We start from the raw sequence: 24,631 nt of genomic DNA, 5'->3' as shown, positions 1-24,631 counted from the left end.
ACAGGTCGTTTCACAAGGTAAAACTCCTGTCTGTCAGCGAGTTTTCCTGTCTCAGACAGGCGAATTTTGTTACAGTTATCGCCCTTTTATTACCCTTTGCGACAGGGGGTTATAAAGTCGCTGATTTAACAATCAATTCTGGAAGGATCCGGAAAATCCCGCCCAGGCTGTGCTCCTAAAATTTATAACGAAATGCCGGTCTGCGTTCAGGTCCCTGTGGGACATGTTTAACAATGATGTTCAGGAATGATTGATGGATATTTTGCAAGCGTTGCTGCATGCCCTGTGGCAACAGGATTATGAAACCCTTTCCGATCCCGCGCTGGTATGGGCCATTTACGGCGTGCTGTTTATGATTCTGTTCCTGGAAAATGGCCTGCTTCCTGCCGCGTTTCTGCCGGGCGACAGCCTGCTGATTCTGGTTGGCGTGCTGATTGCCAAAGGCACCATGAGTTTCCCGTTAACCATCCTGGTATTGACCACGGGCGCGAGTCTCGGCTGCTGGGTGAGCTACATTCAGGGACGATGGCTGGGCAATACGCCGACCGTGCAGAAGTGGCTCTCTCACCTTCCCGCCCAGTACCACCAGCGCGCGCACAGCATGTTCCACCGTCACGGTTTATCGGCTCTGCTGATTGGCCGCTTTATCGCCTTTGTGCGTACGCTGCTGCCAACCATCGCCGGTTTATCCGGCCTCAGCAACGCCCGTTTCCAGTTTTTCAACTGGGTAAGCGCCTTCCTGTGGGTTGTGATTTTAACCGTTATCGGCTTTGCGCTGGGTAAAACCCCGATTTTCCGGCGTTATGAAGATGAGATGATGTTCTTTCTGATGATGCTGCCCCTGGCGCTGCTGGTGTTTGGTCTCGTCGGGTCCCTGGTGGTGTTATGGCGTAAGCGTCAGGCGAATCAGAACGGGAAAGCCGAGTAATGAAACTGCTACAGGCTGTTCCCAAACGGTGGCTACCGTGGCTGATTGCTGCTGCCTTTGCGCTGGCCGCGCTCTGTCTTGTTCCCGGTCTGATCAAGCACGAAACGGTGGTGCAGATCCGGGTTTCCCATGCCGGGGCGACGCTGCCCGATGGCTTTTATCTCTATCAGCAGTTGAGCGCGCAGGGCATCCGTATTAAAAGCATCACGCCTGCGGGTGATGCGCTGGTCATCCATTTTGACAGCGAAGAGCAGAGCCTGGCGGCGCAAAAAGTCCTGCGCCGTCTGTTGCCACAGGGCTTTATTGTGGCGCAGCACGATCACTCTCCGCACCTCTCTCTGGCGTAAACGCCCGATGCCGCCTCTTTCACGCCGCCACATTGTCCTGGTGTGGCGTGAAAGAGGCCCTATCTCCCGGTCTTCTTTGAACTTTTTACTATCGCTGTCTATGCTTAAGCGAGAGTCGATCCTCAGCACCCGAAATCAGACGATGACGCCAGTGATGACGGATCAGGTCGCAAAGGAAGGGGTCAGGGCCGATGAAATATCAAATTTTACTGGGTGTCGCGATCTTCTCGCTGTCTGGCTCACTGCTGGCTGCTGAAACGCTGTGCGAGCAGAAAGAGCAGGATATTCAGCGCGAAATCGGGATGGCGCAGAAGCACAACAACCAGCGCCGGGTGAACGGCCTGGAGCGTGCGCTGACAGAAGTCCGGGCTGACTGCAGTGATAAAAAACTCGAAGCAGCCCATCTGGAAAGAATTAACGCGCAGAAGCAGAAAGTGGCGGAACGCGAGCACGCACTCAGGGAAGAGCGCGAAGAGGGCCATGACAGGGAGAAGATTGCCAAACGACAACAAAAGCTGGATGAAGCGCGCCGGGAGCTGAAAAAGTTACAGGCGGAGCCCTACTAATCGGAATTAACCAACTGATGTTAAAGGAGTATTTTATGTCTAAAGACACATCATCGGAACATTTGCGTGCTGAGCTGAAAAACCTGGCGGATACCCTGGAAGAAGTGCTGAGCAGCGGTACTGAAAAATCCAAAGGCGAGCTGGATAAACTGCGTAACAAGGCGCGTGTGGCGCTGGACAGTTCGCGCGAGCGTCTGGGCGAATCAGGTGAGCGCATTGCGGCGACTACCCGTGAAGCGGCGCAGAAAGCCGAAGGCTACGTGCGTGAAAATCCCTGGCATGGTGTGGGCATCGGTGCAGCGATTGGCGTCGCACTGGGCATGCTCATTTCGCGTCGTTAATTATGACTGACTCACAGCAGAACCACGGCCCGGCGAAAGGGGTCATTAACATCGGTCAGCGCATTGTGACCACGCTGGTGGGTATGGTTGAGACGCGTGTCCGTCTGGCAGTGGTGGAACTGGAACAGGAAAAAGCAAACCTGATACAGCTGCTGTTGATGGTAGGCCTGACCATGCTGTTCACGGCATTTGGTCTGATGAGCCTGATGGTGCTGATCATCTGGGCGGTAGACGCACAGTACCGCCTGATGGCGATTGGCATCACCACCGGCACGCTGTTCCTGCTGGCGGTTATCTTCGGACTCTGGACGCTTCACAAAACACGTCAGTCCACGCTGCTGCGCCACACGCGCAAAGAGCTGGAAACCGACCGTAAACTGCTGGAGGAGCAGCGCTGATGAGCCGCCGCGAGCGTGAAGAACGCATCCATGAACTGCTTAAGCATGTGCAGCAGCAGCGGCTGGACTTGAGCGCTGCGCGGCGTGACTGGCTGGAAGGCACCGCCCACTACGATCGCGGCTGGTTCACTTTCCTCAGCTTACGTCGCTATCTGGCTATCGGCAGCAGTGCTCTGGCCATCTACTCGATCCGCAGCCCTAACCGGCTGCTACGCTGGGCCAAACGGGGCTTCGGCGCCTGGAGCACCTGGCGCATGATCAAGTCCGCGATGCCACCGCGCTAATCCTGCTAAAAGCCGGCCCTGAAAAGGCCGGCTTTTCTTCATCAGAATTTCTGAAAAACACTGACAGTATATCTCGCTTACAACCTTTTCACTGCGCGACTATCATCTCCAGCCATCACCCCAATGAACGCAGCACTGCTTTCAGCGGGCATAAACCCTGCGGGCAACCTGCCCTGCATCACTGATAGCGCTGGAGTAAATGATGAAAAAATTCGAAGATACTGGTCTGTTACTGGCTCGCATCCTGATGCCAATCCTGTTCATCACGGCGGGCTGGGGCAAGATCACCGGTTATGCCGGTACGCAGCAGTATATGGAAGCGATGGGCGTGCCGGGCTTCATGCTGCCGTTGGTGATTCTGCTGGAGTTCGGCGGCGGTCTGGCCATCCTGTTTGGCTTCCTGACCCGTTTTACGGCCCTGTTCACCGCAGGCTTCACCATCCTGACGGCGTTCCTGTTCCACAGTAACTTTGCCGAAGGCGTCAACCAGCTGATGTTCATGAAGAACCTCTCTATCGCCGGTGGCTTCCTGGTATTAGGTCTGGTGGGTCCTGGCGCATACAGCCTTGATCACCTGATCGGCAAAAGAAAACCGCAGGCCGTTGCGCGCTAATCTCACGTAATGCGTAATGCCACATATACTTAGCAGGGTGGGGAAATTTCCCCGCCCTGTTTGCATTGGAGCCATTATGGGACAGTTAATTGACGGTGTCTGGCATGACACCTGGTACGACACCAAATCTACCGGCGGACGATTTAAACGTTCAGCATCGGCGTTTCGTCACTGGGTTACGGCGGACGGCAGTGCCGGTCCGACAGGCAACGCGGGCTTCACCGCCGAACGCGACCGCTATCATCTTTATGTTTCGCTGGCCTGCCCGTGGGCGCACCGCACCCTGCTGATGCGCCAGCTGAAAGGGCTGGACAGCATGATCGATGTGTCAGTCGTCCACCCCCTGATGCTGGAGAACGGCTGGACCTTCGATGACACTTTTGAAGAGGCGACCGGCGACAAGCTCTATCAGAACGAGTTTCTCTATCAGCTCTATCTGCACGCCGATCCGCAGTACAGTGGTCGCGTTACCGTGCCGGTTCTGTGGGACAAGCAGCAGAACACCATCGTCAGCAATGAGTCGGCGGATATTATCCGCATGTTCAACAGCGCCTTTGATGCGGTGGGCGCGCGCGCCGGTGACTATTATCCGCAGGCGCTGCGTCAGGAAATTGATGAGCTGAACGGCTGGATCTACGACACCGTGAACAACGGCGTTTACAAGTCGGGCTTTGCCACGTCGCAATCCGCCTACGATGAGGCCGTCACCGCCCTGTTCCATTCGCTGTCGCGGCTGGAGCAGATTTTAGGCCAGCATCGCTATCTGACCGGCGACCAGCTGACCGAAGCGGATCTCCGGCTCTGGACCACGCTGGTTCGTTTCGATCCGGTCTATGTGACCCACTTCAAATGCGATCGTCACCGGATTTCTGATTACAGAAACCTCAGTGGCTTCCTGCGCGACATCTATCAGATGCCCGGTATTGCAGAGACGGTCAGCCTGCCGCATATCCGTCACCACTACTATTGCAGCCACAAGACCATTAACCCGCACGGCGTCATTTCGCTGGGCCCGGCGTTTGACTGGGATGAGCCGCACGGTCGCGGCTAAAGATGGTTAGCGTCATAAAGCAAAAACCCCGCCAGCGCGGGGTTTTCAGTAAAAGTCGGCGCTGGCCGTTAAGCCGCATTCTTTTCATAAGGTGCGTCGTGGACAGGCATTTATCGCGGCCTGCTCGCGGCCTGAAAAGCAAAAACCCCGCCAGCGCGGGGTTTTCCGTAAAAGTCGAGGCTGGCCGTTAAGCCGCATTCTTTTCATAAGGTGCGTCGTGGACAGTCATTCATTGCTGCCTGCTCACTGCCTGAAAAGCAAAAACCCCGCCAGCGCGGGGTTTTCCGTAAAAGTCGAGGCTGGCCGTTAAGCCGCATTATCTTCATAAGGTGCGTCGTGGACAGTCATTCATTGCTGCCTGCTCGCGGCCTGAAAAGCAAAAACCCCGCCAGAGCGGGGTTTTCAGTAAAAGTCGAAGCTGACCGTTAAGCCGGGTTCTGTCGTGGACAGTCATTCATCTAGGCCAGCAATCGCTCACTGGCTCAAGCAGCCTACCCGGGTTCAGTACGGGCCGTACCTTGTGAACCCCTATTTGGCCTTGCTCCGGGTGGAGTTTACCGTGCCACGAACTGTTGCCAGTCGCGCGGTGCGCTCTTACCGCACCCTTTCACCCTTACCTGATCCCATTTCTGGGCCATCGGCGGTTTGCTCTCTGTTGCACTGGTCGTAGGCTTGCGCCTCCCAGGCGTTACCTGGCACCCTGCCCTATGGAGCCCGGACTTTCCTCCCCTCTGCCCGTCTCCCCACAAGTGAGGACGACGACAAAGCGGCGACTGTCTGGTCAGCTTCGGCGCGGGATAATAGGACATTCCCCGCCGTTTGTCACGCCTCTTGCTGCTCCAGCGCATACTTATAAAGCGCATTCTTCTTCACGCCGTGGATCTCCGCCGCCAGCGCCGCCGCACGTTTCAGTGGCAGCTCCTTCTGCAGCAGCGCCAGGGTTCGCAGCGCGTCGGCCGGAAGCGCATCGTCATCCTCGACCCTGTGCCCTTCCACAATCAGCACCATCTCGCCTTTGCGACGATTCTCATCCTCTTTCACCCAGGCCAGCAGCTCACCTACCGGGGCACCGTGGATGGACTCCCAGGTCTTGGTCAGCTCACGCGCCAGCACCACATAACGGTCAGCGCCCAGCTCAGTGACCATATCCTGCAGGCTGTCGATCAGACGGTGGGTCGATTCATAGAAAATCAGCGTACGCGGCTCCTGCACCAGCGCCCGCAGCGCATCGCAGCGGCCTTTGGTTTTGGCGGGCAGAAACCCTTCGTAACAGAAACGATCGGAAGGCAGACCTGCGGCACTTAAGGCGGCAATCGCGGCACAGGCACCCGGCAGCGGCACCACACGGACACCCGCTTCACGGCAGCGACGCACCAGGTGATAGCCCGGATCGTTGATCAGCGGCGTGCCAGCATCAGAAACTAAGGCTATGCTTTGACCCTCTTGCAGCTTCGTCAGCAGCAGCTCAGCCTTGTGCTGTTCGTTGTGGTCATGAAGTGAGAAGAGTCGCGCATTGATGGCGAAATGTTGTAGCAACAGCCCGGTATGACGTGTATCTTCCGCAGCGACCAGATCGACGCTCGAAAGCACCGTCAGCGCCCGCTGGGTGATATCACCCAAATTACCAATCGGGGTTGGAACGATGTAGAGCGTGCTGGCAGAAATCTCTGCCCGATCGAGTTGTTTCATTGTTTCATCCGAATTGCCGATTTAATATTGAGCATCTTGAAAAAAACATCACTGGATACAGTATGCTTCCTTCAAAAGTCGTTCGTCATAAAGCAGGACGCTTTCTGCCTGTCATTCTTGCTGGGCTGATTTTAGCCGCATGTAGCGGTCAGGGGCCGCAAACCTCAACCGTCAATATTCAGGGGCCTGTCACAGCCAGCTCCGCTTACTATCTTCAACAGGCGCAGCAAAGCAGCGATGATAGCAAGACCGACTGGCAATTACTCGCAATCCGCGCCCTGTTGAAGGAAGGAAAGTATCCTGACGCGACGCAGCAACTGAGCCAGTTGCCGCAGCAGCTCTCTGAGACGCAACAGCAGGAATCCCTGCTGCTCAACGCGCAGTTACTGATTGCACAGCAGAAAACCAAAGAGGCTGAACCACTGTTAGCCCAGGTCAAAACCGGCGCCCTGTCGCAGGATCAGCTGGCCCGCTACTACAGCCTGCAGATTGCCAGCGCCCAGGGTCGCCCGTCGCTCTCGCTGGTGCGGTCCTACATCGCGCAGGAGCCGCTGCTGAAAGGCACCGATCATCAGGGCAACATCGACGCCACCTGGCAGACACTGACGCAGATGTCGCCGCAGCAGGTCAGTAACCTGGTCATCAACGCCGACGAAAATGTGCTGCAGGGCTGGCTGGATCTGCTCGCGGTCTGGCGCGCGAACGCCCAGGATGCGGAGATGCTTAAGTCAGGCATCAAAGACTGGCAGACCCGCTACCCGCAGAACCCGGCGGCCAAAACCCTGCCCACCCAGCTCAGCCAGATGCAGAACTACACCAAAGCCTCGACCAGCCTGATCGCGCTGCTGCTGCCGCTGAACGGTCAGGCGCAGGTGTTCGCCAACGCGATTCAGAAAGGCTTTAACGACGCGAAGAACGGACTGTCAGCACCGTCGGCGCAGCCCGCCGCAGCCGCGCAGCCCGCCTCAACCGATACTACCGCCAGCACGCAGCCCGCTGCCGTCGCGGGTTCTGCCAGCGATCCGATCAGTGCACCGCAGCAGCAGCAGCAGCAGCAGCCTGCCGACACCGCCGCTCAGCCTCAGTCTCAGCCGGTCGCCGCACAGCCGGCCAGCACGGCTCAGATCAAGGTGTATGACACCAGCAGCCAGCCGATTGAACAGGTAATGCAGCAGGCTCAGCAGGATGGCGCGACTATCGTGGTCGGCCCGCTGCTGAAGAGCAACGTCGAGAAAGTCGCTAACAGCCAGACGCCGCTGAATGTGCTGGCGCTTAACGAACCGGAACAGATCCAGAACCATCCGAATATCTGCTACTTTGCGCTCTCTCCGGAAGATGAAGCCCGCGACGCGGCGCACCATATCTGGGATCAGGGCAAACGTCAGCCGCTGCTGCTGGTTCCGCGCAGCGGATTGGGCGATCGCGTCACCAACGCCTTTGCACAGGAGTGGCAGTCGCTGGGTGGCACGACGGTCATGCAGCAGCGCTTCGGTTCCACTGCAGAGCTGAAACAGGGCATCAACAGTGGCGCAGGCATCAGCCTCTCCGGTACGCCGGTGAATGCGGCGCCTGCCGCGTCGCAGGGTGTTTCCATCGCAGGGCTGACGATTCCGGCTCCGCAGCAGAGCACGCCGGATGCGGTCAGCACCAGCAGCGGTGGCAGCGTGGATGCGGTCTATATCGTGTCGACTCAGGATGAACTGCAGCTGATCAAACCGATGATCGCGATGCGTACCGGCAGCCGCAGCAATATCTCGCTCTACGCCAGCTCACGCAGCGCACAGGCCGGTGCCGGTCCCGACTTCCGTCTGGAAATGGATGGCCTGCAGTTCAGCGACATCCCGCTGCTTTCCGGCAGCAACCCTGGCCTGATGCAGCAGACCGCGAAGTCATTCAACAATGACTACTCCCTGGTGCGCCTCTACGCCATGGGAATGGATGCCTGGACGCTGGCGAATAACTTTAACCAGATGCGCCAGACACCGGGCTTTACGCTGGATGGCAACACCGGCAGGCTCAGTGCCAACACGGATTGTGTGATCAACAGGAAGTTGACATGGAACCAGTATCGTCGGGGCGAAATCGCACCGGCCAACTGAGCCGCCGCCAGATTGGGGCCGGGCACGAAGCAGTGGCCCGGCGCTATCTGGAGCAGGCTGGCCTGGAATGGGTCGCCAGCAACGTTCACTTTCAGCAGGGTGAACTTGACCTGATTATGCGCGACGGGCACTGTTGGGTGTTTGTGGAAGTCCGCTACCGTCGCGACGCGCGTTATGGTGGCGCACTCGCCAGCATAACCCGGAATAAACAACAAAAGCTGCTGCGCGCCGCCGCTCTCTGGCTGGCGCAACGCGGCGGCAGTTTTGAAACAGTGAATTGCCGTTTCGATATCATCGCCATTACCGGCACGGCGCTTGAATGGCTGCCGAATGCCTTTAATGCAGACGTTTAGAACCAGGTGGTCGTGTGCAGGAAAGAATTAAAGCGTGTTTTACTGAAAGTATTCAGACCCAGATAGCCGCCGCCGAGGCATTGCCCGATGCCATCTCCCGTGCGGCCATGACGCTGGTGCAGTCGTTACTCAATGGCAATAAAATCCTGAGCTGTGGCAACGGGGCCTCGTCGGCCAATGCCCAGCATTTTGCCGCCAGCATGATCAATCGTTTTGAGACCGAACGCCCCAGCCTGCCGGCGCTGGCGCTGAGTGCAGACAACGTGATGCTGACCGCGATCGGCAACGACCGTCTGCATGATGAAGTGTATGCCAAACAGGTACGCGCGCTGGGACAGGCTGGCGATGTGCTGCTGGCGATCTCTACCCGCGGTAACACCCGTGACATTATCAAGGCGGTTGAAGCCGCAGTGACACGCGATATGACTATCGTTGCGCTAACCGGGTATGATGGCGGAGAGCTTGCCGGACTGCTGGGCCCGCAGGATGTGGAAATCCGTATTCCCTCTCATCGCAGTGCCCGGATTCAGGAGATGCATATGCTCACCGTGAACTGCCTGTGCGATCTGATCGATAACACTCTCTTTCCCCATCAGGAATGAACGAAGGAGCACGAATGAAAGCATTGAACGCTATAGCTATTCTGTTAACTGCCCTGCTGCTGCAGGGCTGCGTCGCGGTCGTCGCGGGTGGTGCGGCCGTGGCGACCAAAACGGCAACCGATCCCCGCTCCGTCGGGACGCAGGTGGATGACGGCACGCTGGAGCTGCGCGTCACAAACGCGTTAGCTAAAGATCAGCAGATCAAAACCGATGCCCGCGTGATTGCGACGGCTTATCAGGGCAAAGTGCTGCTGACCGGTCAGGCACCTTCGCAGGAGATTGCCAACCGCGCCAAACAGATCACAATGGGCGTTGATGGCGCAACCGAGGTCTACAACGAAATCCGTATCGGCCAGAAAGTGACGCTCGGCACCACCTCGTCCGACACCTGGATCACCACTAAAATCCGCTCACAGCTGCTGGGCAGCGATCAGGTGAAATCGTCCAACGTGAAGGTGACGACGGAGAACGGCGAAGTGTTCCTGCTGGGTCTGGTGACGCAACAGGAAGCGCAGGCCGCGGCCGATATCGCCAGCCGGGTCAGCGGCGTGAAGCACGTGACCACCGCATTCACCATGCTGAAGTAACCTGCAGAACGCAAAAAAGGCGGCCCTGGCCGCCTTTTTTATTGCCTGCGGATCAGACCGGGATGTCGATGACCAGCGCGCGGGTCGCGGTTTTGGCGGTCAGCTGCAGCTGTTTCTCCTCCTGCAGGAACGCGCCGTCGCCACAGCCCAGGGTCTCCTGATGATCGGTGCCGGACATCGCCGTCAGCGATCCGTGAATCGACTGCAGATAGGCGCGCGGCCCCTGTAAGCGCAGCGCGTGCTGCTCACCGGGCGCCAGTTCGACCTGATAAATCCACACCTGCTGACGCAGCTGCAGGCTCTCTTCCACGCCATCCGGCGAGGCGATCAGCTGCGACAGCGGCCCTTCTGCCAGCGCCATCTTCTGCATGCGCGGGTTTTCCCGCTCCGGGCAGGCGGCCAGCCAGAGCTGCATACGCGTCAGCGGCCGCTCTTTGCTCAGGTTCATTTCGGTGTAACTGACGCCCGGCTGCGCAGAGAGCAGCAGCGCCTCCCCTTCCTGCACGGTAATGGTGTTGCCTTCGCTGTCGCGGTACTCCGCTTCACCCTGCAGCACAATGTTCAGCACATCGACCTGAGGATAGGCGCGCGGCTGAAACGCCGCACCCGGTGCCAGCACTTCCTGGTTCAGGACGCGCAGTGACGCGTAGCCCATCAGTCCGGGATCAAAATAGTGGCCAAAAGAGAAACTGTAGCGGGCCTGCAGCCAGCCAAAATCGGCCTGGCCACATGCGGACGCGCTGCGTGTGGTGATCATGATTTACCTCCGGCATCCGCTGACGAGGATCGGTCGCGGACTCTATACCCTCATGGTAAAAGTCTGGACGCCGGATTGTTAGCCAGTTAATCTGCCCGGCATGTTCAAATTTCCTGACAGAGACCCGGGATGGCTAAAGAGCGTGCGTTAACCCTTGAATCTTTACGCGTAATGGATGCGATCGATCGGCGTGGTAGTTTTGCCGCCGCCGCGGATGAACTGGGCCGCGTCCCTTCCGCCCTCAGCTACACCATGCAGAAGCTGGAAGAGGAGCTGGATGTGGTGCTGTTTGACCGTTCCGGTCATCGCACCAAATTCACGAACGTGGGACGCATGCTGCTGGAGCGTGGCCGGGTACTGCTGGAAGCCGCCGATAAGCTCACTACCGATGCGGAAGCGCTGGCGCGCGGCTGGGAGACCCATCTCACCATCGTGACCGAAGCGCTGGTGCCGGTCGAGGCGCTGTTTCCGCTGGTCACGCGGCTGGCCGACAAGGCCAATACGCAGTTTTCGCTGGTTACTGAAGTGCTGGCGGGCGCCTGGGAGCGGCTGGAACAGGGTCGCGCCGATATCGTGATCGCGCCGGATATGCACTTCCGCGCCTCAACCGAGATCAATACCCGCAAGCTCTACACCATGATGAGCGTCTATGTCGCCAGCGCCGATCACCCGATTCACAACGAGCCTGAACCGCAGTCGGAAGTGACGCGGGTGAAATACCGGGGCATCGCGGTGGCAGATACCGCCCGTGAGCGGCCGGTTCTGACCGTGCAGCTACTGGATAAGCAGCAGCGCCTGACCGTGAGCAGCATGGACGACAAGCGCCGCGCGCTGCTGGCCGGCCTGGGCGTGGCGACCATGCCCTATTCGTTAGTGGAGCAGGATATTGCCGAAGGTCGCCTGCGGGTGGTCAGCCCGGAGTACACCCGCGAGGTCGATATTATTATGGCGTGGCGGCGTGACAGCATGGGTGAAGCCAAATCCTGGTGCCTGCGCGAGATCCCGCGCCTGCTGGCGAAGAAAAACTGATTCTCAGGGGCGGCTCAGACACTCCATCGCGACCGCCCTGAAGCTGCTGAAATCGGTGCAGTCCCGCAGGCGGGTCATCGCCCTTTCACGCAGAAACGTCACAAACAGATCGTAGATCGCCATCGCCTCTTCATACTCGCTTTTGCTGATCGCCAGCAGGAAAATCACATAGGCGGTGTCGTCGCCCCAGGCGATCCCCTGCGGGGCCAGCACGGTGCAGACCACGGTTTTCTTTGCCAGCAGCCCCAGCGAGTGCGGCAGCGCAATGCCTTCGCCGAGCATGGTGCTGACGATCGCCTCGCGCTCCTCCACCGACGGACAGAACGCCGCATCCACGAATCCTTCTGCCTCCAGCTGATCGCACAGCTGGCGAAACAGCGCAGAGCGGGTCATCGGCCGATCGACAATATGGAAATGCTGCGCATCAAAAAATTTCGCCAGCATATAGGGCCGGGTTCGATCGACCAGCACCAGTTTGCCAATCTGCTCCAGCTGAAAACCGGTGGGAAACGGCGACATGACCACGACCGGCTTCTCTTTTTCGCTGAGCCGGATGGTCGAGATCACAAAATCCTCATCAATGCGGCTGCGCGCCTCATATTCACGCTGTGACAGCCGCGCCGTCACCTGCAGCTGCGGATAGCGGCGCAGCAGCATCGCCTCGATCATCCGCAGCGTGGAGTTGCCGCTGTCGCACACCAGCAGCACCTGCGGATGGCGCTGATAGCCGACATCATAGTGGCGCTCCAGCCCGACACCGATGTGCAGCACCAGAAAGCCAATCTCATTTTCGCTGATCACGTAAGGGGTATATTTCCCCCAGCTGGTCACCGCCGCCAGGGTGACATCATAGGCCATCGGATAGTGCTGTTTGATGTTACTGAGCAGCGGATTGGGAATATGAATCTGATAGCGTACCCGGGTAATCATGGTCTTGATGTGGGTAAGCAGATCGGCACGCAGCTGCTGATCGTTCTGCAGATTGAAGTTGTAGTGGGTGTTGATAAAACTGAGCAGATAATCCACCAGCGCATCGCCATCGTCCGCGTTGATCGCGCTGGGGGCCACCGCCTGAATGCGCCGCGCCGCAATGTTAATCCGCAGCCAGTGCTCTTCGGCCGGGGAGATCGGCTTACTGACCAGCGGCCGCATCAGCGTGATCAACTGATGGGCGGCTTCCCGCTCCTCATCGCCAATCTCTTCGGCACCCGGATCGTTGAGCGGATAGCCCTCGCTGATGCGCCGTACCGCCACGGCACAGTAGATCCGCAGGTAGCGCTCGCCCTCATCGCTGAGCCGGATGTTGTGCCGGGCGAAACAGCGCTGTAACAGCGGGCGCAGCGTCTCCAGTATGCCGCTGTTCAGCGCCTCGATAGTCAGCAGCGGACTCTCCGGCTGCGCCTGATCGATTTGCCACAGCAGGTCGGTCAGACAGGTCCGGATCGCCACCTCGCTGCCAAACAGCTTCATCCCGTAATGCGGCTTGCTTTCGATCGTGAGGTGATAGCGCCCCAGCCATTCGCGCACCTCGGCCATGTCATTCTGCAGGGTCGCCCGGCTGACAAACCACTCTTCTGCCAGCTCCTCCAGCTTCAGCGAATAGGCGGCGGTGAGAAAGCGGGTCAGCAGATAGCGGACCCGATCCGGCGCGGTTCGCGGCACCCGCAGCGGCGACGCGCTGTGCTGTTGCAGATGCTGAAAACGCTGCGCATCCTCAATCTTCAGCTGATAGCCCGCGCCGCGATTCAGGATAAACTGCGCGCCATGTTCGGCCAGCAGCGCATTCAGCGCCGTCATGTCGGTGCGCACGGTCCGCGTCGAGACCGCAAAGCGCCGCGCCAGCTCCTCCTGAGGCAGCGTTTCGTTTTGCAGGGCATCAAACAGTTGCGCAAGGCGCTGATTGGGAAATCTCACAAGCGTTACCTGTTAGCAGACAGAAAGTGGAAATCAGCCTACGGCGATCGTCGCGCAACGTCCATGCTGCGCGATCGTGCCGGGGCGGTTCGATCGTATCGATCCTCAGGCCAGCAGCGTTTTGCCGATCGCCAGCAGCTGCCGCACATCCTCCACGCGCGTCTCGCCACTGGCCTGATCGATAATCGAACTGTAAACGTGCGGGATCACTTTACTGACGCCCGACTCCAGCGCAATACGGACGATCTCACCAAAATTCTCCAGATCGATACCGCCGGTAGGCTCCAGCCAGAAGTCCAGTTTTGCGCACGCCTCCGCCACGGCGCGATACTCCTCCACCGCCTGCAGCCCGCCCATCGGAAAATATTTCACCGAGCTGCCGCCCATATCCTGCAGCATCGCGATGGCGGTTTCGACCGGTACGATCCCGTCACGCTGTTTTGCGCTGCGCGGGCCGGTCGAGATTTTGACCTGACCCGGCGTGCCGGTCGGTGAGATCAGGCCATTCACCACCGTCTGCGACTGGCCCAGCAGGGCGCGGCTGGTGGCGACGCCGGTAAAGACCTGGTTTACATGCTGCGGCTGCAGCACCGCCGCGATCTCACTCACCATCTGTGACTGATTGGGATCGCCCGCGCCCAGCCCGATCGAGAGCGCGTTATCGATCAGCGCCGCGTACTCACGCATATCGGCGATCGCGGCCGCGTTGCTGCTGTAGTTTTTCGACAGCACGCCCACCAGCACATGCCCTTCTGCCGCCTGCCAGATGGCGCGCGCATTCTCTTTTGATCCTGCCAGCACATTGAGGCAGAGACGATCCTGATAAAAATGGGGGGTCAGCGTCATGCGTGGTTTTCTCCGTTTAACAGCGCCTGGATGCGGGTAAAGATGGTATTGAGCTGATCGGCGCTGACGCTGCGGACGTCGGCTTCGATAATCCCCTCGTTGGCTTTGTAACCGCGGAAGTAGATCGCCACGTCGCCCGTTTTCAGCGCCTGTACCAGATCGCCGGTGCGGTGCGGGATCGCGGCCTCATCGAAGGCGATCTCCGTGCGGGCGATATCGCGCCCGGCCCCGTCCCACACCACGCGGGCCGTCACGCCGTGCAGGCTGTTGAGCTGTTCGATGAACGGCGTCATTTTCTCCACCATCTGCGCGCCGCTGATCTTCGGCTGCGTCAGGTAACTTTCGATGGCCTGGGTCAGCCCCAGAATGCCCTCTTTGCCGACTTTCATCGCACGCCCAATGCCGTTGGTCTGACGCTTCACCCATTCGACATACTGATGCCTGCCGATCACCAGTCCGCTGGTCGGCCCTTCGATCGCTTTGGCACCGCTGTAGATCACCAGATCCGCACCCGCCGCGTAGTAGCAGTGCAGATCCTCTTCTGCGGCGGCATCGACGATCAATGGTACGCCGTGCTCGCGCGCAACGGCGGTAGCCTGCTCCACATCGAGATGGCTCTTCTGCACGCAGTGATGCGATTTCACATAGAGGATGGCCGCGGTCTGCGGCGTGATCGCGGCGGCGAGCTGGGCGGCTGAACATTCGTTGCTGTAACCGGCCTCGACCAGCGCTCCGCCGCCCAGCGCCACCATACTTCCTACCGGCGCGCCATAGTTCACGTTGTGCCCTTTCGGCACCACAATCTGATGCGGAACGGTCAGCGGCGCGGCATGCAGATTATCCAGCAGCCAGTCGTTGTCTTTAACAATCACCGCCGCCACGCTCTGGGCGATACCGGCCGAGGCGCAGGAGACCACCAGCGCGTTCTCCACCTTCAGCAGATCGGCGATAAAGGCGCCCGTCTTATCCACCAGATCTTTCATCTCGAAGTAGTGATTGAGGCCATATTTCACCGTATCGATCACCTCACTCGACGGCGTGGAGACGCCGAGGATCGTCATACGGCCAGAGGCGTTAATCACCGGCTTCAGGCCATACTTTTCATAAACTGAGTTCATGCGCGGCTCCTTCTTCAGTCGTAAACCACTCTCCGGCGACCACGGCCGCCAGCGGGATCAGATGTTTGTCACCGGCCACCTGTTCACCTTCTGAATCAATGAAGGGCCGGCTCTCCTGTTTAACGCTAAACACCGTCAGATCGGCGTCGTAACCCACTTTCAGCTGGCCCTTGCGCGTCAGGCGAAGTCCTGCGGCCGCCCTGACCGTAACGCAGTCGATTACCTGCGGCAGCGTCATGCCGACGCTGAAAAACTTCGACATGACATGCGCCAGACTGTGCACCGGCCCGGCCAGGCGATTGCGGCAGTAGATGTCCGAGCTGATGGTGTCGGGCAGAATGCCCTGCGCGATGGCCGCGCGGGCCACCGCAAAGTTGAAACTGGCGCTGCCGTGGCCGACATCGAGCCGGACGCCGCGCGCAATGGCCTGTTTTACCGCCACTTTCAGTTCGCCCTGCGGCGTGAGGATGCGGTTGGGCTTGCCGTTAAAGCAGTGCGTGATGATGTCGCCGGTGGTGAGCAGATCCACGATCTGATCGAGATCGGGCGGATTGTTACCGATATGCACCATCAGCGGCAGGCCGCCGCTCTCCTGCTGGATCGCCTTCGCCTTTATCAGCGGCTGCACGCCGTTTTTACCGACCACGCTGCTGCTGATACGCGCCTTGAGGCCGACAATAAAATCAGGCAGCCGCGTCACCGCCTGCTGCACTGCTTCGCCATCGATCTGTGTCATATCGGCCAGCTCGTTCTGGGTGACGATGCCGGTGCGGGCGATATTGATCAGCGCAAAGACCTGCGTCGTGGCCGTGCGCGTCAGCCGGTAAAAGTCATCAATATGATCTGCGCCGGTGCTGCCCGCATCGACCACCGTGGTGACGCCGTGCGCCACGCCAATCGCGTCCGCCTCATCATGATAAATCGGAGATTTGGGATAGCAGTGAACGTGGGAGTCGATCCAGCCTGCGCTGAGATAGAAGCGGCCCGCCAGGTTGCGCTCGTGCCGGGCGCTGCCCTGCACGCAGCCTATCGCCGCGATGCGGCCATCCTGCAGCGCAATATCGACCACCTGCTCATCGCAGAGGCGTGCGGCGCGGATAATCAAGTCGTACATGGTTTCTCCTTAACGGCAGCCCGCTGCCGGGCTGCCGGTGAGATCAGAGCGCAATCGGGTAAATCGCACCCAGGATCATTGCGCCCAGAATCGCGCCGCCGGTAATTGGTTTGTTCCAGAGATAGAACAGCAGTGCGCCCAGCAGCGACCCCAGCCCAATCGGAATAGAGGCGCCCATCGCGGAGAGAATGATGAGCGGCCCCAGGAAGCGCCCGGAGGCGTTACCCGCGCCCATCATCACGTCAGCGCCGTAGGTCGAGTCGCTCTGATTGATGGTGAATTTACGCGCCAGAATAATCAGGTAGCCAATGGCCAGGCCGATCACCAGCCCGGTCGCCAGCGAGGCGGCGAAGTTCGCCACCGGAAAGATGATGCCTGCGCCCAGCAGCAGCGCCGGAACACCCAGCCCGACGCCGGTCTGAATCGCGCCGCCGATGTCCAGAATACCCACCAGCGAGCCTTCGATAATGCGGGCAAAGAGGAAGCTGGCCCCAAAGGCGGCGACCGCGCCATAGACGCCGGTTTCCATGCCTGCTCGCAGCATCGAGACAAACGCCACTTCGTTAAACGCGCCGATGCCATAGAGGTAATACATGTGAGTCCCGGCAAAGACGCCCGCGGAGAGCAGACCAACAAAGATCGGGAAAGACCAGTCGGCGTACCAGAAGCCTTTATTTTCGTTCATCGCATCGCCCTCTATTTGCCGCTGACGGCGTTGTGGATCAGGTCAAGCCAGCCAGGAACGCCGAGCTGGAATGACTGCAGCAGTTTCATGTCGAATCCCCGGAAGAAGCCGCTCAGCACAAACAGCAGCACGATCGCGGTCATCATGACTTTGGTGACCCGGTTCCAGCCGCTCTCTTCCACGCCTTTACCGATCAGAATCCCCAGCACCAGGCCCGGCACGGCGTTGCCCATGATCAGCTGCGCCAGACCGCCAAAAATGGTGGCCCAGAAGCCCGACTTTCGGCCCGCGTCGATCGCCGCCAGCCAGAAGATGACCGGCATGACGGTGTTCACCAGCAGGTTTGCGGCGGGCACCAGCACTTTAACCGCCGTCACCTGCAGCGCAGCCGGTACCGCCGAGGCAGTCGAGTTAAGGAAGGCGACCACGATCATGCCGATGATGCCGCAGGCGATAGCCATTTTTTTCGGGTTGTGCAGCGTCTCCGCCACGTTGCGATTCTTCACCATCAGCGCCGCCGCGCCCCAGTTCGGGATGATGCGGTGATCCACATCCTGCGTGAAGGAACCGGCTGCAACAGAAGATGCCCAGGCATTGAAAAAGAAGCCAAGACCAAAGGAGAAGTGGGATGCCGGATCGCCTTCGCACGAGTTCAGCTCGCCCAGTGTGCGAAACGCGCCCATCCCCTGGGTCGTCGGCGCGTGGAACATGCGCGCGGCGCCTGCACCCACGCCGACGCCGACCAGCCCGCCAATGATCAACGACTTAAACAAAATGATTAAAAACATGTTGTTGTACCTTATTGTCGTTTTTTTACCCGTCCGGCCTCAGCCGCCGCCTCGCCCTGTCCGCCGCACAGTCGCGACAGCAGAAACGTGGCAGAACGGCCTGACGCTGACAGGCTTATGATGTTGTCGCGAACGCCACCTGCTCCGTGTCGAAAACGGTGACGCTGACGGTGATCTCCAGCGTGACGCTGAAGCTCCGGCGCTGGCGCGCCAGAAAGAAGAAGAGAAACTTCTCGGTTCTGACGCTCTCCTGCGCGCGCACCACCCGGATATCCTGAGGTTCGATGCGCAGCAGAATTTTTTGCGTTGCGCGCAGAACCTGGTTCTGCACACGGCTCAGGGCATCGGCAAAGGCTTTCGCTTTGGTGTCGCCTTTGCCGTCGACCGTCACCTGCGTCACGTAGTGTTCTTTCATGATCCGCTGCCGTGTTTCCTGTTCCAGGCCTGCACCAGCCGTTCGCCCAGCTCCTCCTTGTCCATAAAACCAAAGCCCAGCACCGTGGCGCCTTCGTTGATGGCGGTGACGCCCTCATCGACCGAACGCATACCATGTTTTGCTTTGTAGCCATGCTTGTTCTGCGCGGTGATCGCGCCTGCACCGCCGCTGCCGCAGAAGGAGATGCCGAAATCGGCGTTTTCAGCCTTCATGACGTCACCCAGCTTCATATCGGCCGCCACGCCCGGCACCACGATGGCCCGGCCACCGGCTTTTTCGATGCCAGCTGCCACTTTCTGCCCTTTACCTAACCGATCGCCAATAACGACTGTGACCATGTTCTGTTCCTCTTCAGTTGTTGGATCGCGCGACTTCAATATGGACTGACAGCAGCCACGCCTCTTCACGGGGCAGATTGCCAAACAGATCCACCACCTGCTGCGCCAGCGCTAACGTCTCCGGCGGAATATCCTCAAACAGCTCCGCTTCCACGTCCGGCAGCGGCTCCCCGCTCAGTGAGCGTGACGCCATTGCGGTGACATGGGACTGCAGCATCTGCTGCTGCACCGCATTCGGCTGAATGCCATGCTGCTGGTAAATCGCCTCGATCTGCCTCATCACGCGCTCAGCCAGCGCCTGCACTTTCTCCGGTGACGCTTCATACACCGGGACGCCGTTATTGCTCACCTTGCTGCTCCTTTAAGCCGGATAATTCGCGTTGAAAATAAATTAGCCCTCATCGCCCCGGCTGTGGAGAGGCAACATTTCCAGCAGCAAGTGGAAATCGAGGTGAAGGTTGTGCGTCAGATCGCAGCCTGCACGCTTAGTGCGGCAGATGTCACAGATTGCACAGAACGTGACGCGGAGCCGTCCTGAAACGGAAGGTTGTGCGGCACCGTGGCGCGCAGGCGGTCAGAGAAGAGGCGGTAATAAGCAGAGGTGATGATAAAAACCGCCGGTCAGGCTGACCGGCGATCTGATTAGCGGAATTTCTTATGGTTGGTATTGCGGATGTCATCAAATTTGGCGGCTTCGCGCTTTGCGCCATCCACGTTGTTCGCCTTCGCCAGCGCATTGACCACATCGATCTGAGCAATCAGCGAGTCCAGACCGGCGTGATACGCTTTTACCTGCGCGCTGTCAGCAGGCTGACCTTCCAGCTTATCCGGCGTGGACTGCTTCGCATCCTGCGCGGCGGTGCGCATCTTCGCTAACGCCTGCTGCATCTCCTGAGCATTGTCCGTTTTTTTGACGATTTTCAGGTTCGCATTCAGCGTGCCCATATCCTCTTCCAGATCCGCCGCAAAGAGGCTGACACTGGAGAACAGCAGAGAAGCCGACAACATTGCAATCACATGTTTACGCATCATTATTTCCTTTTTTATTGTGATGAAAAAAAAGCAGCCAGCTGGCTGCTTCAGGAATCCATCTTATTGTCCCGCTATCTTCATTTCAGGCAGCAATACGGAACCGCACTGAATGTTGCTGCGGGTTTCGATGTCGTCACCGATGGTCACCATGTTGCGCCACATCTCTTTGAGATTGCCCGCGATGGTGATCTCACTGACCGGATACTGAATCACGCCATTCTCAACCCAGAAGCCGGCTGCCCCGCGAGAGTAGTCGCCGGTAATGGCGCTGACGCCCTGACCCATCAGCTCGGTCACCACCAGGCCGGTGCCCATCTGCTTCAGCAGCGCATCGAAACTGTGCCCCTGCCCCGCGATACGCCAGTTGTGGATCCCGCCAGCGTGACCGGTGCTGGTCAGGCCCAGCTTGCGCGCCGAGTAGCTGGTCAGCAGCCAGGTCTGCAGGACGCCCGCTTTGATAATGTCGCGCGACTGGGTACGCACGCCTTCGCTGTCGAAAGGCGTTGAGGCCAGCCCTTTCAGCAGATGCGGCTGTTCATTGATGGTCAGCCACTCCGGCAGAATCTGCTGCCCCATCGCGTCCAGCAGGAAGGTCGATTTACGGTAGACGCTGCTGCCGCTGATCGCCCCCACCAGATGACCAAACAGGCCGGTCGCCACTTCGGCGGCAAAAATCACCGGGGCCTTCATGGTCGGCAGCTTGCGCGGCGCCAGACGGGAAAGCGTGCGGCGCGCGCACTCTGCGCCCACCCACTCCGGGCTTTTCAGATCCTCAAACGCGCGGCCGATGGTGTAGGCGTAGTCGCGTTCCATGTCGCCATCCTGCTCGGCAATCACGCTACTGGAGAGCGAGTGGCGGCTTGAGCAGTAGCTCTGCAACATGCCGTGGCTGTTGCCAAAAACTTTGATGCCGACGTGGCTGTTGAAGCTGCCGCCTTCGGTATTGGTAATCCGCTTGTCGGCACGCAGCGCGGCCTCTTCGGCCTGCGCCGCCAGCTCGATAGCGCGGTCGGCATCAATCTCCCACGGATGGTAGAGATCGAGATCCGGCGCATCATAGGCCAGCAGTGCTGCGTCGGCCGGACCGGCAAACGGATCGGGAGAGGTGTAGCGCGCGATATCAATCGCCGCCTGCACGGTACGTTTGATCGCGTCCGGGCTGAGGTCGGTCGATGAGGCGCTGCCTTTACGGTTCTGATGATAAACGGTGATGCCCAGCGCACCGTCGCTGTTGAATTCGACGTTTTCCACTTCGCCATAGCGGGTGCTGACCCCGATGCCGGTGGTTTTACTGACCGCGACTTCCGCGCTGTCAGTGCTTGCCTTAGCCAGTTCAAGTGCCTGCGCAATCGCCTGCTCCAGTACTTTTCGCTGTTCTGCAACCTGAGTAGATACGTTCATCGACCTGCCGTCTAATCTTATGTGTGAATGATTTGAGTCTATCAGAGTCAGAGAACAATTTCGCAGTCACCCGATAAACTGGTAGGATTAGCCTCTTTTTTTTGGGAGCCCGGAAATGACCAGAAAGCCCGATGAGTGGCTCGACGATGTGCCAGATAATGACGAAGAAGAAGATGAAGAGATTATCTGGGTCAGTAAGAGTGAAATTAAACGCGATGCCGAAGAGTTAAAGCGCCTGGGTGCCGAACTGGTCGATCTGGGGAAAAACTCGCTGGATAAGATCCCGCTGGATGAGCGCCTGCGCACCGAGATCGAACTGGCACAGCGCATTAAGAAAGAGGGTCGCCGCCGTCAGCTGCAGCTGATCGGTAAACTGCTGCGCAGTATCGATGTCGAGCCAATCCGCGTGGCGCTGGATAAGCTCAAGAACCGCCACAACCAGCAGGTTGCGCTGTTCCACAAGCTGGAAATGTTGCGCGATCGTCTGATTGAGGAGGGGGATGAGGCGATGAGCGACGTGATCGCGCTCTATCCTGACGCCGATCGTCAGCAGTTACGCAGCATGATCCGTAACGCGCAGAAAGAGAAAGCGGGCAACAAGCCGCCGAAATCTGCCCGTCAGATTTTCCAGTATCTGCGCGAGCTGGCCGAAGCCAACTAAAGCCCGGACTGACCGCGATCTCTGGCAGGTGAACGTGCGCCCGGATCGGTGCACACCGATCCCCTCTGTATATCGACGGCAAAAAAAAGCGCCCGATGCGGGCGCCTGTCGTGTTACTTCAGCCTGTCCAGCAGCTTCTGATGAATCCCCCCAAAGCCGCCGTTGCTCATGACCAGGATCGAGTCGCCTGGCTGCGCGGCTTTTGCCACCATCTCCACCAGCGTGTCGATATCCGCACTCCAGTGGGCTGGCGGGATACAGGCTTCGGCAACATCGGACACCTGCCACGGGATATGGTGCGGCTGGAACAGAAAGACCTCATCCGCGCGCGCCAGTGACGGTGCCAGGTCGTTTTTGCTGACGCCCATCTTCATCGTGTTAGAGCGCGGCTCCAGCACGGCCAGGATGCGCGCCCGGCCGCCGACCTTGCTGCGCAGTGCGGCCAGCGTCGCCAGAATCGCGGTCGGATGATGCGCAAAGTCATCATAGACCTTGATGCTGTTCACTTCGCCACGCAGCTCCAGCCGGCGACGGGCATTGATAAAGCTGTTCAGCGCCTGCCCGGCATCTTCCGGCCGGACACCGACATGACGCGCGGCCGCAATCGCCATCAGGCCATTGTGCATGTTGTGCTCGCCCACCAGCGCCCAGTTCACTTCACCCACTTTTTCGCCGTCGAGCCACACTTCCCAGTGTGAGGCGTCGGGCGTCAGTTTCTTCGCCTGCCAGCGTCCGTGGTCGCCCACGCTCTCCTGCTCGCTCCAGCAGCCCATCGCCATCACCTGCCTGAGGTTAGCATCGTGTTCCGGCAGCAGGATCTTGCCCTGCCCCGGTACGATCCGCACCAGGTGGTGGAACTGCTTCTGGATGGCGCGCAGATCGTCAAAGATATCCGCATGATCAAACTCAAGGTTGTTGAGGATCAGGGTGCGTGGCGCGTAGTGGACAAACTTGGAACGCTTATCGAAAAACGCACAGTCATACTCATCCGCTTCGATGACGAAGAATGGACTTTTTCCTAATTTTGCCGAGACATCGAAGTTTCCGGGCACACCACCAATAATGAAGCCCGGCTCCAGGCCGCAGGCCTCCAGAATCCACGCTGCCATGCCGGCTGTGGTGGTTTTGCCGTGGGTTCCGGCGACTGCCAGCACCCAGCGGTCGCGCAGCACGAAATCATGCAGCCACTGCGGGCCAGAAAGGTAAGGAATGTTACGTTCCAGCACCGCTTCCACACAGGGATTACCCCGCGTCATCGCATTGCCGATAATCACCAGGTCGGGTGCCGGGTCAAGCTGGCTCGCGTCGTAACCTTCAGTTAATTCAATACCTTGCTGTTCGAGCAGCGTGCTCATTGGCGGGTAAACGTTGGCATCTGAACCGGTCACCTGATGACCCAGTGAGCGAGCCAGCACCGCCAGACCGCCCATAAACGTGCCACAAATCCCGAGGATGTGAATGCGCATAACATGATCCATTACTCAAAAGTTCGGCGCACAGTGTAACCCTGCTCGCAGACGGAAGAAACGGATTAGGACTATGGTTTTTGAAGTTCAATCGGCTAAACTGCGTACGCATCCGTTGGCAGACTGTTACGCGTGCTGCCACTCCATCGCAGATTCAGGGAATGTGTTATGAAAACGTTGGGCGAATTTATCGTCGAGAAGCAGCACGACTTTCCGCACGCCACAGGTGAACTGACGGCACTGATCTCAGCTATCAAGCTGGGTGCCAAAATTATTCACCGCGACATCAACAAAGCCGGGTTAGTGGATATCCTCGGTGCCAGTGGTGTGGAAAATGTTCAGGGTGAACAGCAGATGAAACTGGATCTGTTCGCCAATGAAAAACTCAAGGCAGCCCTGAAAGCGCGTGGCATCGTCGCCGGTATCGCTTCTGAGGAAGAAGATGAGTTCGTGATCTTCGAAGGTGAGGAGAACGGCAAATATGTGGTGCTGATGGACCCGCTGGATGGTTCATCTAACATCGACGTGAACGTGTCCGTCGGCACCATCTTCTCTATCTATCACCGCGTCAGCGAACCGGGTACACCGGTGGTTGAAGCGGACTTCATGCAGCCGGGTAACAAGCAGGTCGCTGCGGGCTACGTGGTATACGGCTCCTCCACCATGATGGTCTACACCACCGGTGCGGGCGTGCATGCGTTTACCTACGATCCGTCGCTGGGTGTGTTCTGCCTGAGCCACGAACGCATGACCTACCCGGAGACCGGTTACACCTACTCTATCAACGAAGGTAACTACATTCGTTTCCCGCAGGGCGTGAAGAAATATCTGAAATTCTGCCAGGAAGAGGATCTGCCGACGCACCGTCCTTACACCTCGCGTTACATCGGTTCGCTGGTCGCGGATTTCCATCGTAACCTGCTGAAAGGCGGCATCTATCTCTATCCAAGCACCGCCAGCCATCCTCAGGGCAAGCTGCGTCTGCTGTATGAGTGCAACCCGATGGCCTTCCTGGCCGAACAGGCGGGCGGTAAAGCCAGCGATGGTCAGCGACGCATTCTGGATATTCCGCCGGTCACGCTGCATCAGCGCTGCCCGTTCTACTGCGGCAATGAGGCGATGGTGAACGACGTTGAGCGTTTCCTGGCTGAGTTCCCGGATTGCCGTCAGGGCTAATCCGGTCGCGGT

29 protein-coding genes and 1 other RNA gene are annotated in these 24,631 nt (G+C 58.8%); 15 read left to right on the top strand and 15 right to left on the bottom strand.

Annotated features, from left to right (window positions below; translation table 11 throughout):
* Positions 1-253 precede the first annotated feature (253 nt).
* The 8 genes from J1C59_RS02835 (at position 254) to J1C59_RS02800 (ending at position 4,528) form a co-directional block, all read left to right on the top strand.
* Positions 254-928, top strand: a complete 675-nt coding sequence (locus J1C59_RS02835) for a DedA family protein (RefSeq protein ID WP_128086559.1) — start codon at positions 254-256, stop codon at positions 926-928.
* Complete coding sequence (gene mzrA, locus J1C59_RS02830; RefSeq protein ID WP_140917325.1) at positions 928-1,275, top strand: EnvZ/OmpR regulon moderator MzrA; 348 nt, start codon at positions 928-930, stop codon at positions 1,273-1,275. The genes J1C59_RS02835 and mzrA overlap by 1 nt, the downstream gene beginning before the upstream one ends.
* Before the next feature lie 191 nt (positions 1,276-1,466).
* Entirely contained in the window at positions 1,467-1,841 is a 375-nt protein-coding gene (locus J1C59_RS02825; RefSeq protein ID WP_128086560.1) for a DUF1090 domain-containing protein, read from the top strand.
* A gap of 35 nt (positions 1,842-1,876) precedes the next feature.
* The gene (locus J1C59_RS02820; RefSeq protein WP_111139262.1) at positions 1,877-2,182 is read left to right on the top strand and encodes an ElaB/YgaM/YqjD family protein; all 306 of its coding nucleotides are present in this window, start codon (positions 1,877-1,879) and stop codon (positions 2,180-2,182) included.
* A gap of 2 nt (positions 2,183-2,184) precedes the next feature.
* Positions 2,185-2,580: a phage holin family protein gene (locus J1C59_RS02815; RefSeq protein WP_208721881.1), complete on the top strand. Its 396-nt coding sequence runs from the start codon at positions 2,185-2,187 to the stop codon at positions 2,578-2,580.
* Entirely contained in the window at positions 2,580-2,864 is a 285-nt protein-coding gene (locus tag J1C59_RS02810; protein ID WP_128086562.1) for a YqjK-like family protein, read from the top strand. The genes J1C59_RS02815 and J1C59_RS02810 overlap by 1 nt, the downstream gene beginning before the upstream one ends.
* Positions 2,865-3,066: 202 nt before the next feature.
* On the top strand, positions 3,067-3,477 hold the full coding sequence (locus tag J1C59_RS02805) for a DoxX family protein (protein WP_128086563.1): 411 nt from the start codon (positions 3,067-3,069) through the stop codon (positions 3,475-3,477).
* Positions 3,478-3,553: 76 nt separating this feature from the next.
* Complete coding sequence (locus tag J1C59_RS02800; RefSeq protein WP_128086564.1) at positions 3,554-4,528, top strand: glutathione S-transferase family protein; 975 nt, start codon at positions 3,554-3,556, stop codon at positions 4,526-4,528.
* Between the two features lie 410 nt (positions 4,529-4,938).
* On the opposite strand, the gene rnpB is transcribed toward J1C59_RS02800, so the two are convergent.
* Together rnpB and rsmI are read right to left on the bottom strand one after the other, a co-directional pair.
* Positions 4,939-5,317: RNase P RNA component class A (gene rnpB / locus J1C59_RS02795), an RNA gene on the bottom strand.
* Between the two features lie 33 nt (positions 5,318-5,350).
* Positions 5,351-6,217 (bottom strand): 16S rRNA (cytidine(1402)-2'-O)-methyltransferase, encoded by an 867-nt coding sequence (gene rsmI / locus J1C59_RS02790; protein WP_128086565.1) that lies wholly within the window; start codon positions 6,215-6,217, stop codon positions 5,351-5,353.
* A gap of 62 nt (positions 6,218-6,279) precedes the next feature.
* Between rsmI and J1C59_RS02785 the strand changes: the two genes are divergently transcribed.
* Genes J1C59_RS02785 through dolP form a run of 4 tightly spaced genes read left to right on the top strand, consistent with a single transcriptional unit; the run spans position 6,280 to position 9,858 of the window.
* Positions 6,280-8,316, top strand: coding sequence for a penicillin-binding protein activator (locus J1C59_RS02785; RefSeq protein WP_140917324.1), 2,037 nt, complete (start codon positions 6,280-6,282; stop codon positions 8,314-8,316).
* Positions 8,274-8,669, top strand: coding sequence for a YraN family protein (locus J1C59_RS02780; protein ID WP_128085073.1), 396 nt, complete (start codon positions 8,274-8,276; stop codon positions 8,667-8,669). The genes J1C59_RS02785 and J1C59_RS02780 overlap by 43 nt, the downstream gene beginning before the upstream one ends.
* A 14-nt stretch (positions 8,670-8,683) precedes the next feature.
* Positions 8,684-9,271 (top strand): DnaA initiator-associating protein DiaA, encoded by a 588-nt coding sequence (diaA, locus tag J1C59_RS02775; RefSeq protein WP_111139254.1) that lies wholly within the window; start codon positions 8,684-8,686, stop codon positions 9,269-9,271.
* A 14-nt stretch (positions 9,272-9,285) separates the two neighbouring features.
* Complete coding sequence (gene dolP, locus J1C59_RS02770) at positions 9,286-9,858, top strand: division/outer membrane stress-associated lipid-binding lipoprotein (protein ID WP_128085074.1); 573 nt, start codon at positions 9,286-9,288, stop codon at positions 9,856-9,858.
* A gap of 52 nt (positions 9,859-9,910) precedes the next feature.
* On the opposite strand, the gene J1C59_RS02765 is transcribed toward dolP, so the two are convergent.
* Positions 9,911-10,615: a pirin family protein gene (locus J1C59_RS02765; RefSeq protein WP_128085075.1), complete on the bottom strand. Its 705-nt coding sequence runs from the start codon at positions 10,613-10,615 to the stop codon at positions 9,911-9,913.
* A 129-nt stretch (positions 10,616-10,744) separates the two neighbouring features.
* Here J1C59_RS02765 and J1C59_RS02760 point away from each other — a divergent pair, with 129 nt between their 5' ends.
* The gene (locus J1C59_RS02760) at positions 10,745-11,644 is read left to right on the top strand and encodes a LysR family transcriptional regulator (protein ID WP_111139251.1); all 900 of its coding nucleotides are present in this window, start codon (positions 10,745-10,747) and stop codon (positions 11,642-11,644) included.
* Between the two features lie 3 nt (positions 11,645-11,647).
* On the opposite strand, the gene J1C59_RS02755 is transcribed toward J1C59_RS02760, so the two are convergent.
* From J1C59_RS02755 to pmbA, 11 genes are all read right to left on the bottom strand, one after another.
* On the bottom strand, positions 11,648-13,558 hold the full coding sequence (locus J1C59_RS02755; RefSeq protein ID WP_128085076.1) for a BglG family transcription antiterminator: 1,911 nt from the start codon (positions 13,556-13,558) through the stop codon (positions 11,648-11,650).
* Between the two features lie 105 nt (positions 13,559-13,663).
* Positions 13,664-14,404, bottom strand: coding sequence for a 2-dehydro-3-deoxy-phosphogluconate aldolase (gene dagF / locus J1C59_RS02750; protein ID WP_128085077.1), 741 nt, complete (start codon positions 14,402-14,404; stop codon positions 13,664-13,666).
* A complete protein-coding gene (locus tag J1C59_RS02745; RefSeq protein ID WP_128085078.1) occupies positions 14,401-15,522 on the bottom strand; it encodes a DgaE family pyridoxal phosphate-dependent ammonia lyase in 1,122 nt (373 codons plus the stop codon). The genes dagF and J1C59_RS02745 overlap by 4 nt, the downstream gene beginning before the upstream one ends.
* Positions 15,506-16,636, bottom strand: a complete 1,131-nt coding sequence (locus J1C59_RS02740; protein WP_128085079.1) for an amidohydrolase/deacetylase family metallohydrolase — start codon at positions 16,634-16,636, stop codon at positions 15,506-15,508. The genes J1C59_RS02745 and J1C59_RS02740 overlap by 17 nt, the downstream gene beginning before the upstream one ends.
* Before the next feature lie 43 nt (positions 16,637-16,679).
* The gene (locus J1C59_RS02735) at positions 16,680-17,321 is read right to left on the bottom strand and encodes a DUF4310 family protein (RefSeq protein WP_128085080.1); all 642 of its coding nucleotides are present in this window, start codon (positions 17,319-17,321) and stop codon (positions 16,680-16,682) included.
* Between the two features lie 11 nt (positions 17,322-17,332).
* A complete protein-coding gene (locus J1C59_RS02730) occupies positions 17,333-18,109 on the bottom strand; it encodes a DUF4311 domain-containing protein (protein ID WP_140917323.1) in 777 nt (258 codons plus the stop codon).
* 115 nt (positions 18,110-18,224) lie between these two features.
* Complete coding sequence (locus J1C59_RS02725) at positions 18,225-18,524, bottom strand: DUF4312 family protein (RefSeq protein ID WP_128085081.1); 300 nt, start codon at positions 18,522-18,524, stop codon at positions 18,225-18,227.
* Positions 18,521-18,883 (bottom strand): SFCGS family glycine-rich protein, encoded by a 363-nt coding sequence (locus J1C59_RS02720; protein ID WP_111139243.1) that lies wholly within the window; start codon positions 18,881-18,883, stop codon positions 18,521-18,523. Before J1C59_RS02720 ends, J1C59_RS02725 begins: the two co-directional genes overlap by 4 nt.
* A 13-nt stretch (positions 18,884-18,896) precedes the next feature.
* Positions 18,897-19,232: a glycine dehydrogenase gene (locus J1C59_RS02715; protein WP_128085082.1), complete on the bottom strand. Its 336-nt coding sequence runs from the start codon at positions 19,230-19,232 to the stop codon at positions 18,897-18,899.
* A gap of 293 nt (positions 19,233-19,525) precedes the next feature.
* On the bottom strand, positions 19,526-19,912 hold the full coding sequence (gene cybC / locus J1C59_RS02710; RefSeq protein WP_128085099.1) for a cytochrome b562: 387 nt from the start codon (positions 19,910-19,912) through the stop codon (positions 19,526-19,528).
* A 63-nt stretch (positions 19,913-19,975) separates the two neighbouring features.
* Complete coding sequence (gene pmbA, locus J1C59_RS02705; protein WP_128085083.1) at positions 19,976-21,316, bottom strand: metalloprotease PmbA; 1,341 nt, start codon at positions 21,314-21,316, stop codon at positions 19,976-19,978.
* A gap of 115 nt (positions 21,317-21,431) precedes the next feature.
* Here pmbA and yjgA point away from each other — a divergent pair, with 115 nt between their 5' ends.
* Positions 21,432-21,977: a ribosome biogenesis factor YjgA gene (gene yjgA, locus J1C59_RS02700; RefSeq protein WP_128085084.1), complete on the top strand. Its 546-nt coding sequence runs from the start codon at positions 21,432-21,434 to the stop codon at positions 21,975-21,977.
* 113 nt (positions 21,978-22,090) lie between these two features.
* Here yjgA and mpl read toward each other — a convergent pair whose 3' ends face one another.
* Positions 22,091-23,443, bottom strand: coding sequence for a UDP-N-acetylmuramate:L-alanyl-gamma-D-glutamyl-meso-diaminopimelate ligase (gene mpl, locus J1C59_RS02695; protein ID WP_128085085.1), 1,353 nt, complete (start codon positions 23,441-23,443; stop codon positions 22,091-22,093).
* 168 nt (positions 23,444-23,611) lie between these two features.
* Between mpl and fbp the strand changes: the two genes are divergently transcribed.
* Entirely contained in the window at positions 23,612-24,619 is a 1,008-nt protein-coding gene (fbp, locus tag J1C59_RS02690; RefSeq protein WP_009087416.1) for a class 1 fructose-bisphosphatase, read from the top strand.
* Positions 24,620-24,631: the final 12 nt, after the last annotated feature.

Source organism: Pantoea deleyi, from assembly GCF_022647325.1.
In the GTDB taxonomy this organism is placed as follows: Bacteria; Pseudomonadota; Gammaproteobacteria; order Enterobacterales; family Enterobacteriaceae; genus Pantoea; species Pantoea deleyi.
The sequence above is the reverse complement of the archived record's forward strand: the minus strand, read 5'-3'. Positions and strand labels throughout refer to the sequence as shown.

Excerpts from the sequence above, each read along its gene's own strand:
- J1C59_RS02835 (WP_128086559.1), top strand. The coding sequence starts at position 254 with ATGGATATTTTGCAAGCGTTGCTGCATGCCCTGTGGCAACAGGATTAT.
- mzrA (WP_140917325.1), top strand. The coding sequence starts at position 928 with ATGAAACTGCTACAGGCTGTTCCCAAACGGTGGCTACCGTGGCTGATT.
- J1C59_RS02825 (WP_128086560.1), top strand. The coding sequence starts at position 1,467 with ATGAAATATCAAATTTTACTGGGTGTCGCGATCTTCTCGCTGTCTGGC.
- J1C59_RS02820 (WP_111139262.1), top strand. The coding sequence starts at position 1,877 with ATGTCTAAAGACACATCATCGGAACATTTGCGTGCTGAGCTGAAAAAC.
- J1C59_RS02815 (WP_208721881.1), top strand. The coding sequence starts at position 2,185 with ATGACTGACTCACAGCAGAACCACGGCCCGGCGAAAGGGGTCATTAAC.
- J1C59_RS02810 (WP_128086562.1), top strand. The coding sequence starts at position 2,580 with ATGAGCCGCCGCGAGCGTGAAGAACGCATCCATGAACTGCTTAAGCAT.
- J1C59_RS02805 (WP_128086563.1), top strand. The coding sequence starts at position 3,067 with ATGAAAAAATTCGAAGATACTGGTCTGTTACTGGCTCGCATCCTGATG.
- J1C59_RS02800 (WP_128086564.1), top strand. The coding sequence starts at position 3,554 with ATGGGACAGTTAATTGACGGTGTCTGGCATGACACCTGGTACGACACC.
- rsmI (WP_128086565.1), bottom strand. The coding sequence starts at position 6,217 with ATGAAACAACTCGATCGGGCAGAGATTTCTGCCAGCACGCTCTACATC.
- J1C59_RS02785 (WP_140917324.1), top strand. The coding sequence starts at position 6,280 with ATGCTTCCTTCAAAAGTCGTTCGTCATAAAGCAGGACGCTTTCTGCCT.
- J1C59_RS02780 (WP_128085073.1), top strand. The coding sequence starts at position 8,274 with ATGGAACCAGTATCGTCGGGGCGAAATCGCACCGGCCAACTGAGCCGC.
- dolP (WP_128085074.1), top strand. The coding sequence starts at position 9,286 with ATGAAAGCATTGAACGCTATAGCTATTCTGTTAACTGCCCTGCTGCTG.
- J1C59_RS02765 (WP_128085075.1), bottom strand. The coding sequence starts at position 10,615 with ATGATCACCACACGCAGCGCGTCCGCATGTGGCCAGGCCGATTTTGGC.
- J1C59_RS02760 (WP_111139251.1), top strand. The coding sequence starts at position 10,745 with ATGGCTAAAGAGCGTGCGTTAACCCTTGAATCTTTACGCGTAATGGAT.
- dagF (WP_128085077.1), bottom strand. The coding sequence starts at position 14,404 with ATGACGCTGACCCCCCATTTTTATCAGGATCGTCTCTGCCTCAATGTG.
- J1C59_RS02745 (WP_128085078.1), bottom strand. The coding sequence starts at position 15,522 with ATGAACTCAGTTTATGAAAAGTATGGCCTGAAGCCGGTGATTAACGCC.
- J1C59_RS02740 (WP_128085079.1), bottom strand. The coding sequence starts at position 16,636 with ATGTACGACTTGATTATCCGCGCCGCACGCCTCTGCGATGAGCAGGTG.
- J1C59_RS02735 (WP_128085080.1), bottom strand. The coding sequence starts at position 17,321 with ATGAACGAAAATAAAGGCTTCTGGTACGCCGACTGGTCTTTCCCGATC.
- J1C59_RS02730 (WP_140917323.1), bottom strand. The coding sequence starts at position 18,109 with ATGTTTTTAATCATTTTGTTTAAGTCGTTGATCATTGGCGGGCTGGTC.
- J1C59_RS02725 (WP_128085081.1), bottom strand. The coding sequence starts at position 18,524 with ATGAAAGAACACTACGTGACGCAGGTGACGGTCGACGGCAAAGGCGAC.
- J1C59_RS02720 (WP_111139243.1), bottom strand. The coding sequence starts at position 18,883 with ATGGTCACAGTCGTTATTGGCGATCGGTTAGGTAAAGGGCAGAAAGTG.
- cybC (WP_128085099.1), bottom strand. The coding sequence starts at position 19,912 with ATGCGTAAACATGTGATTGCAATGTTGTCGGCTTCTCTGCTGTTCTCC.
- pmbA (WP_128085083.1), bottom strand. The coding sequence starts at position 21,316 with ATGAACGTATCTACTCAGGTTGCAGAACAGCGAAAAGTACTGGAGCAG.
- yjgA (WP_128085084.1), top strand. The coding sequence starts at position 21,432 with ATGACCAGAAAGCCCGATGAGTGGCTCGACGATGTGCCAGATAATGAC.
- mpl (WP_128085085.1), bottom strand. The coding sequence starts at position 23,443 with ATGCGCATTCACATCCTCGGGATTTGTGGCACGTTTATGGGCGGTCTG.
- fbp (WP_009087416.1), top strand. The coding sequence starts at position 23,612 with ATGAAAACGTTGGGCGAATTTATCGTCGAGAAGCAGCACGACTTTCCG.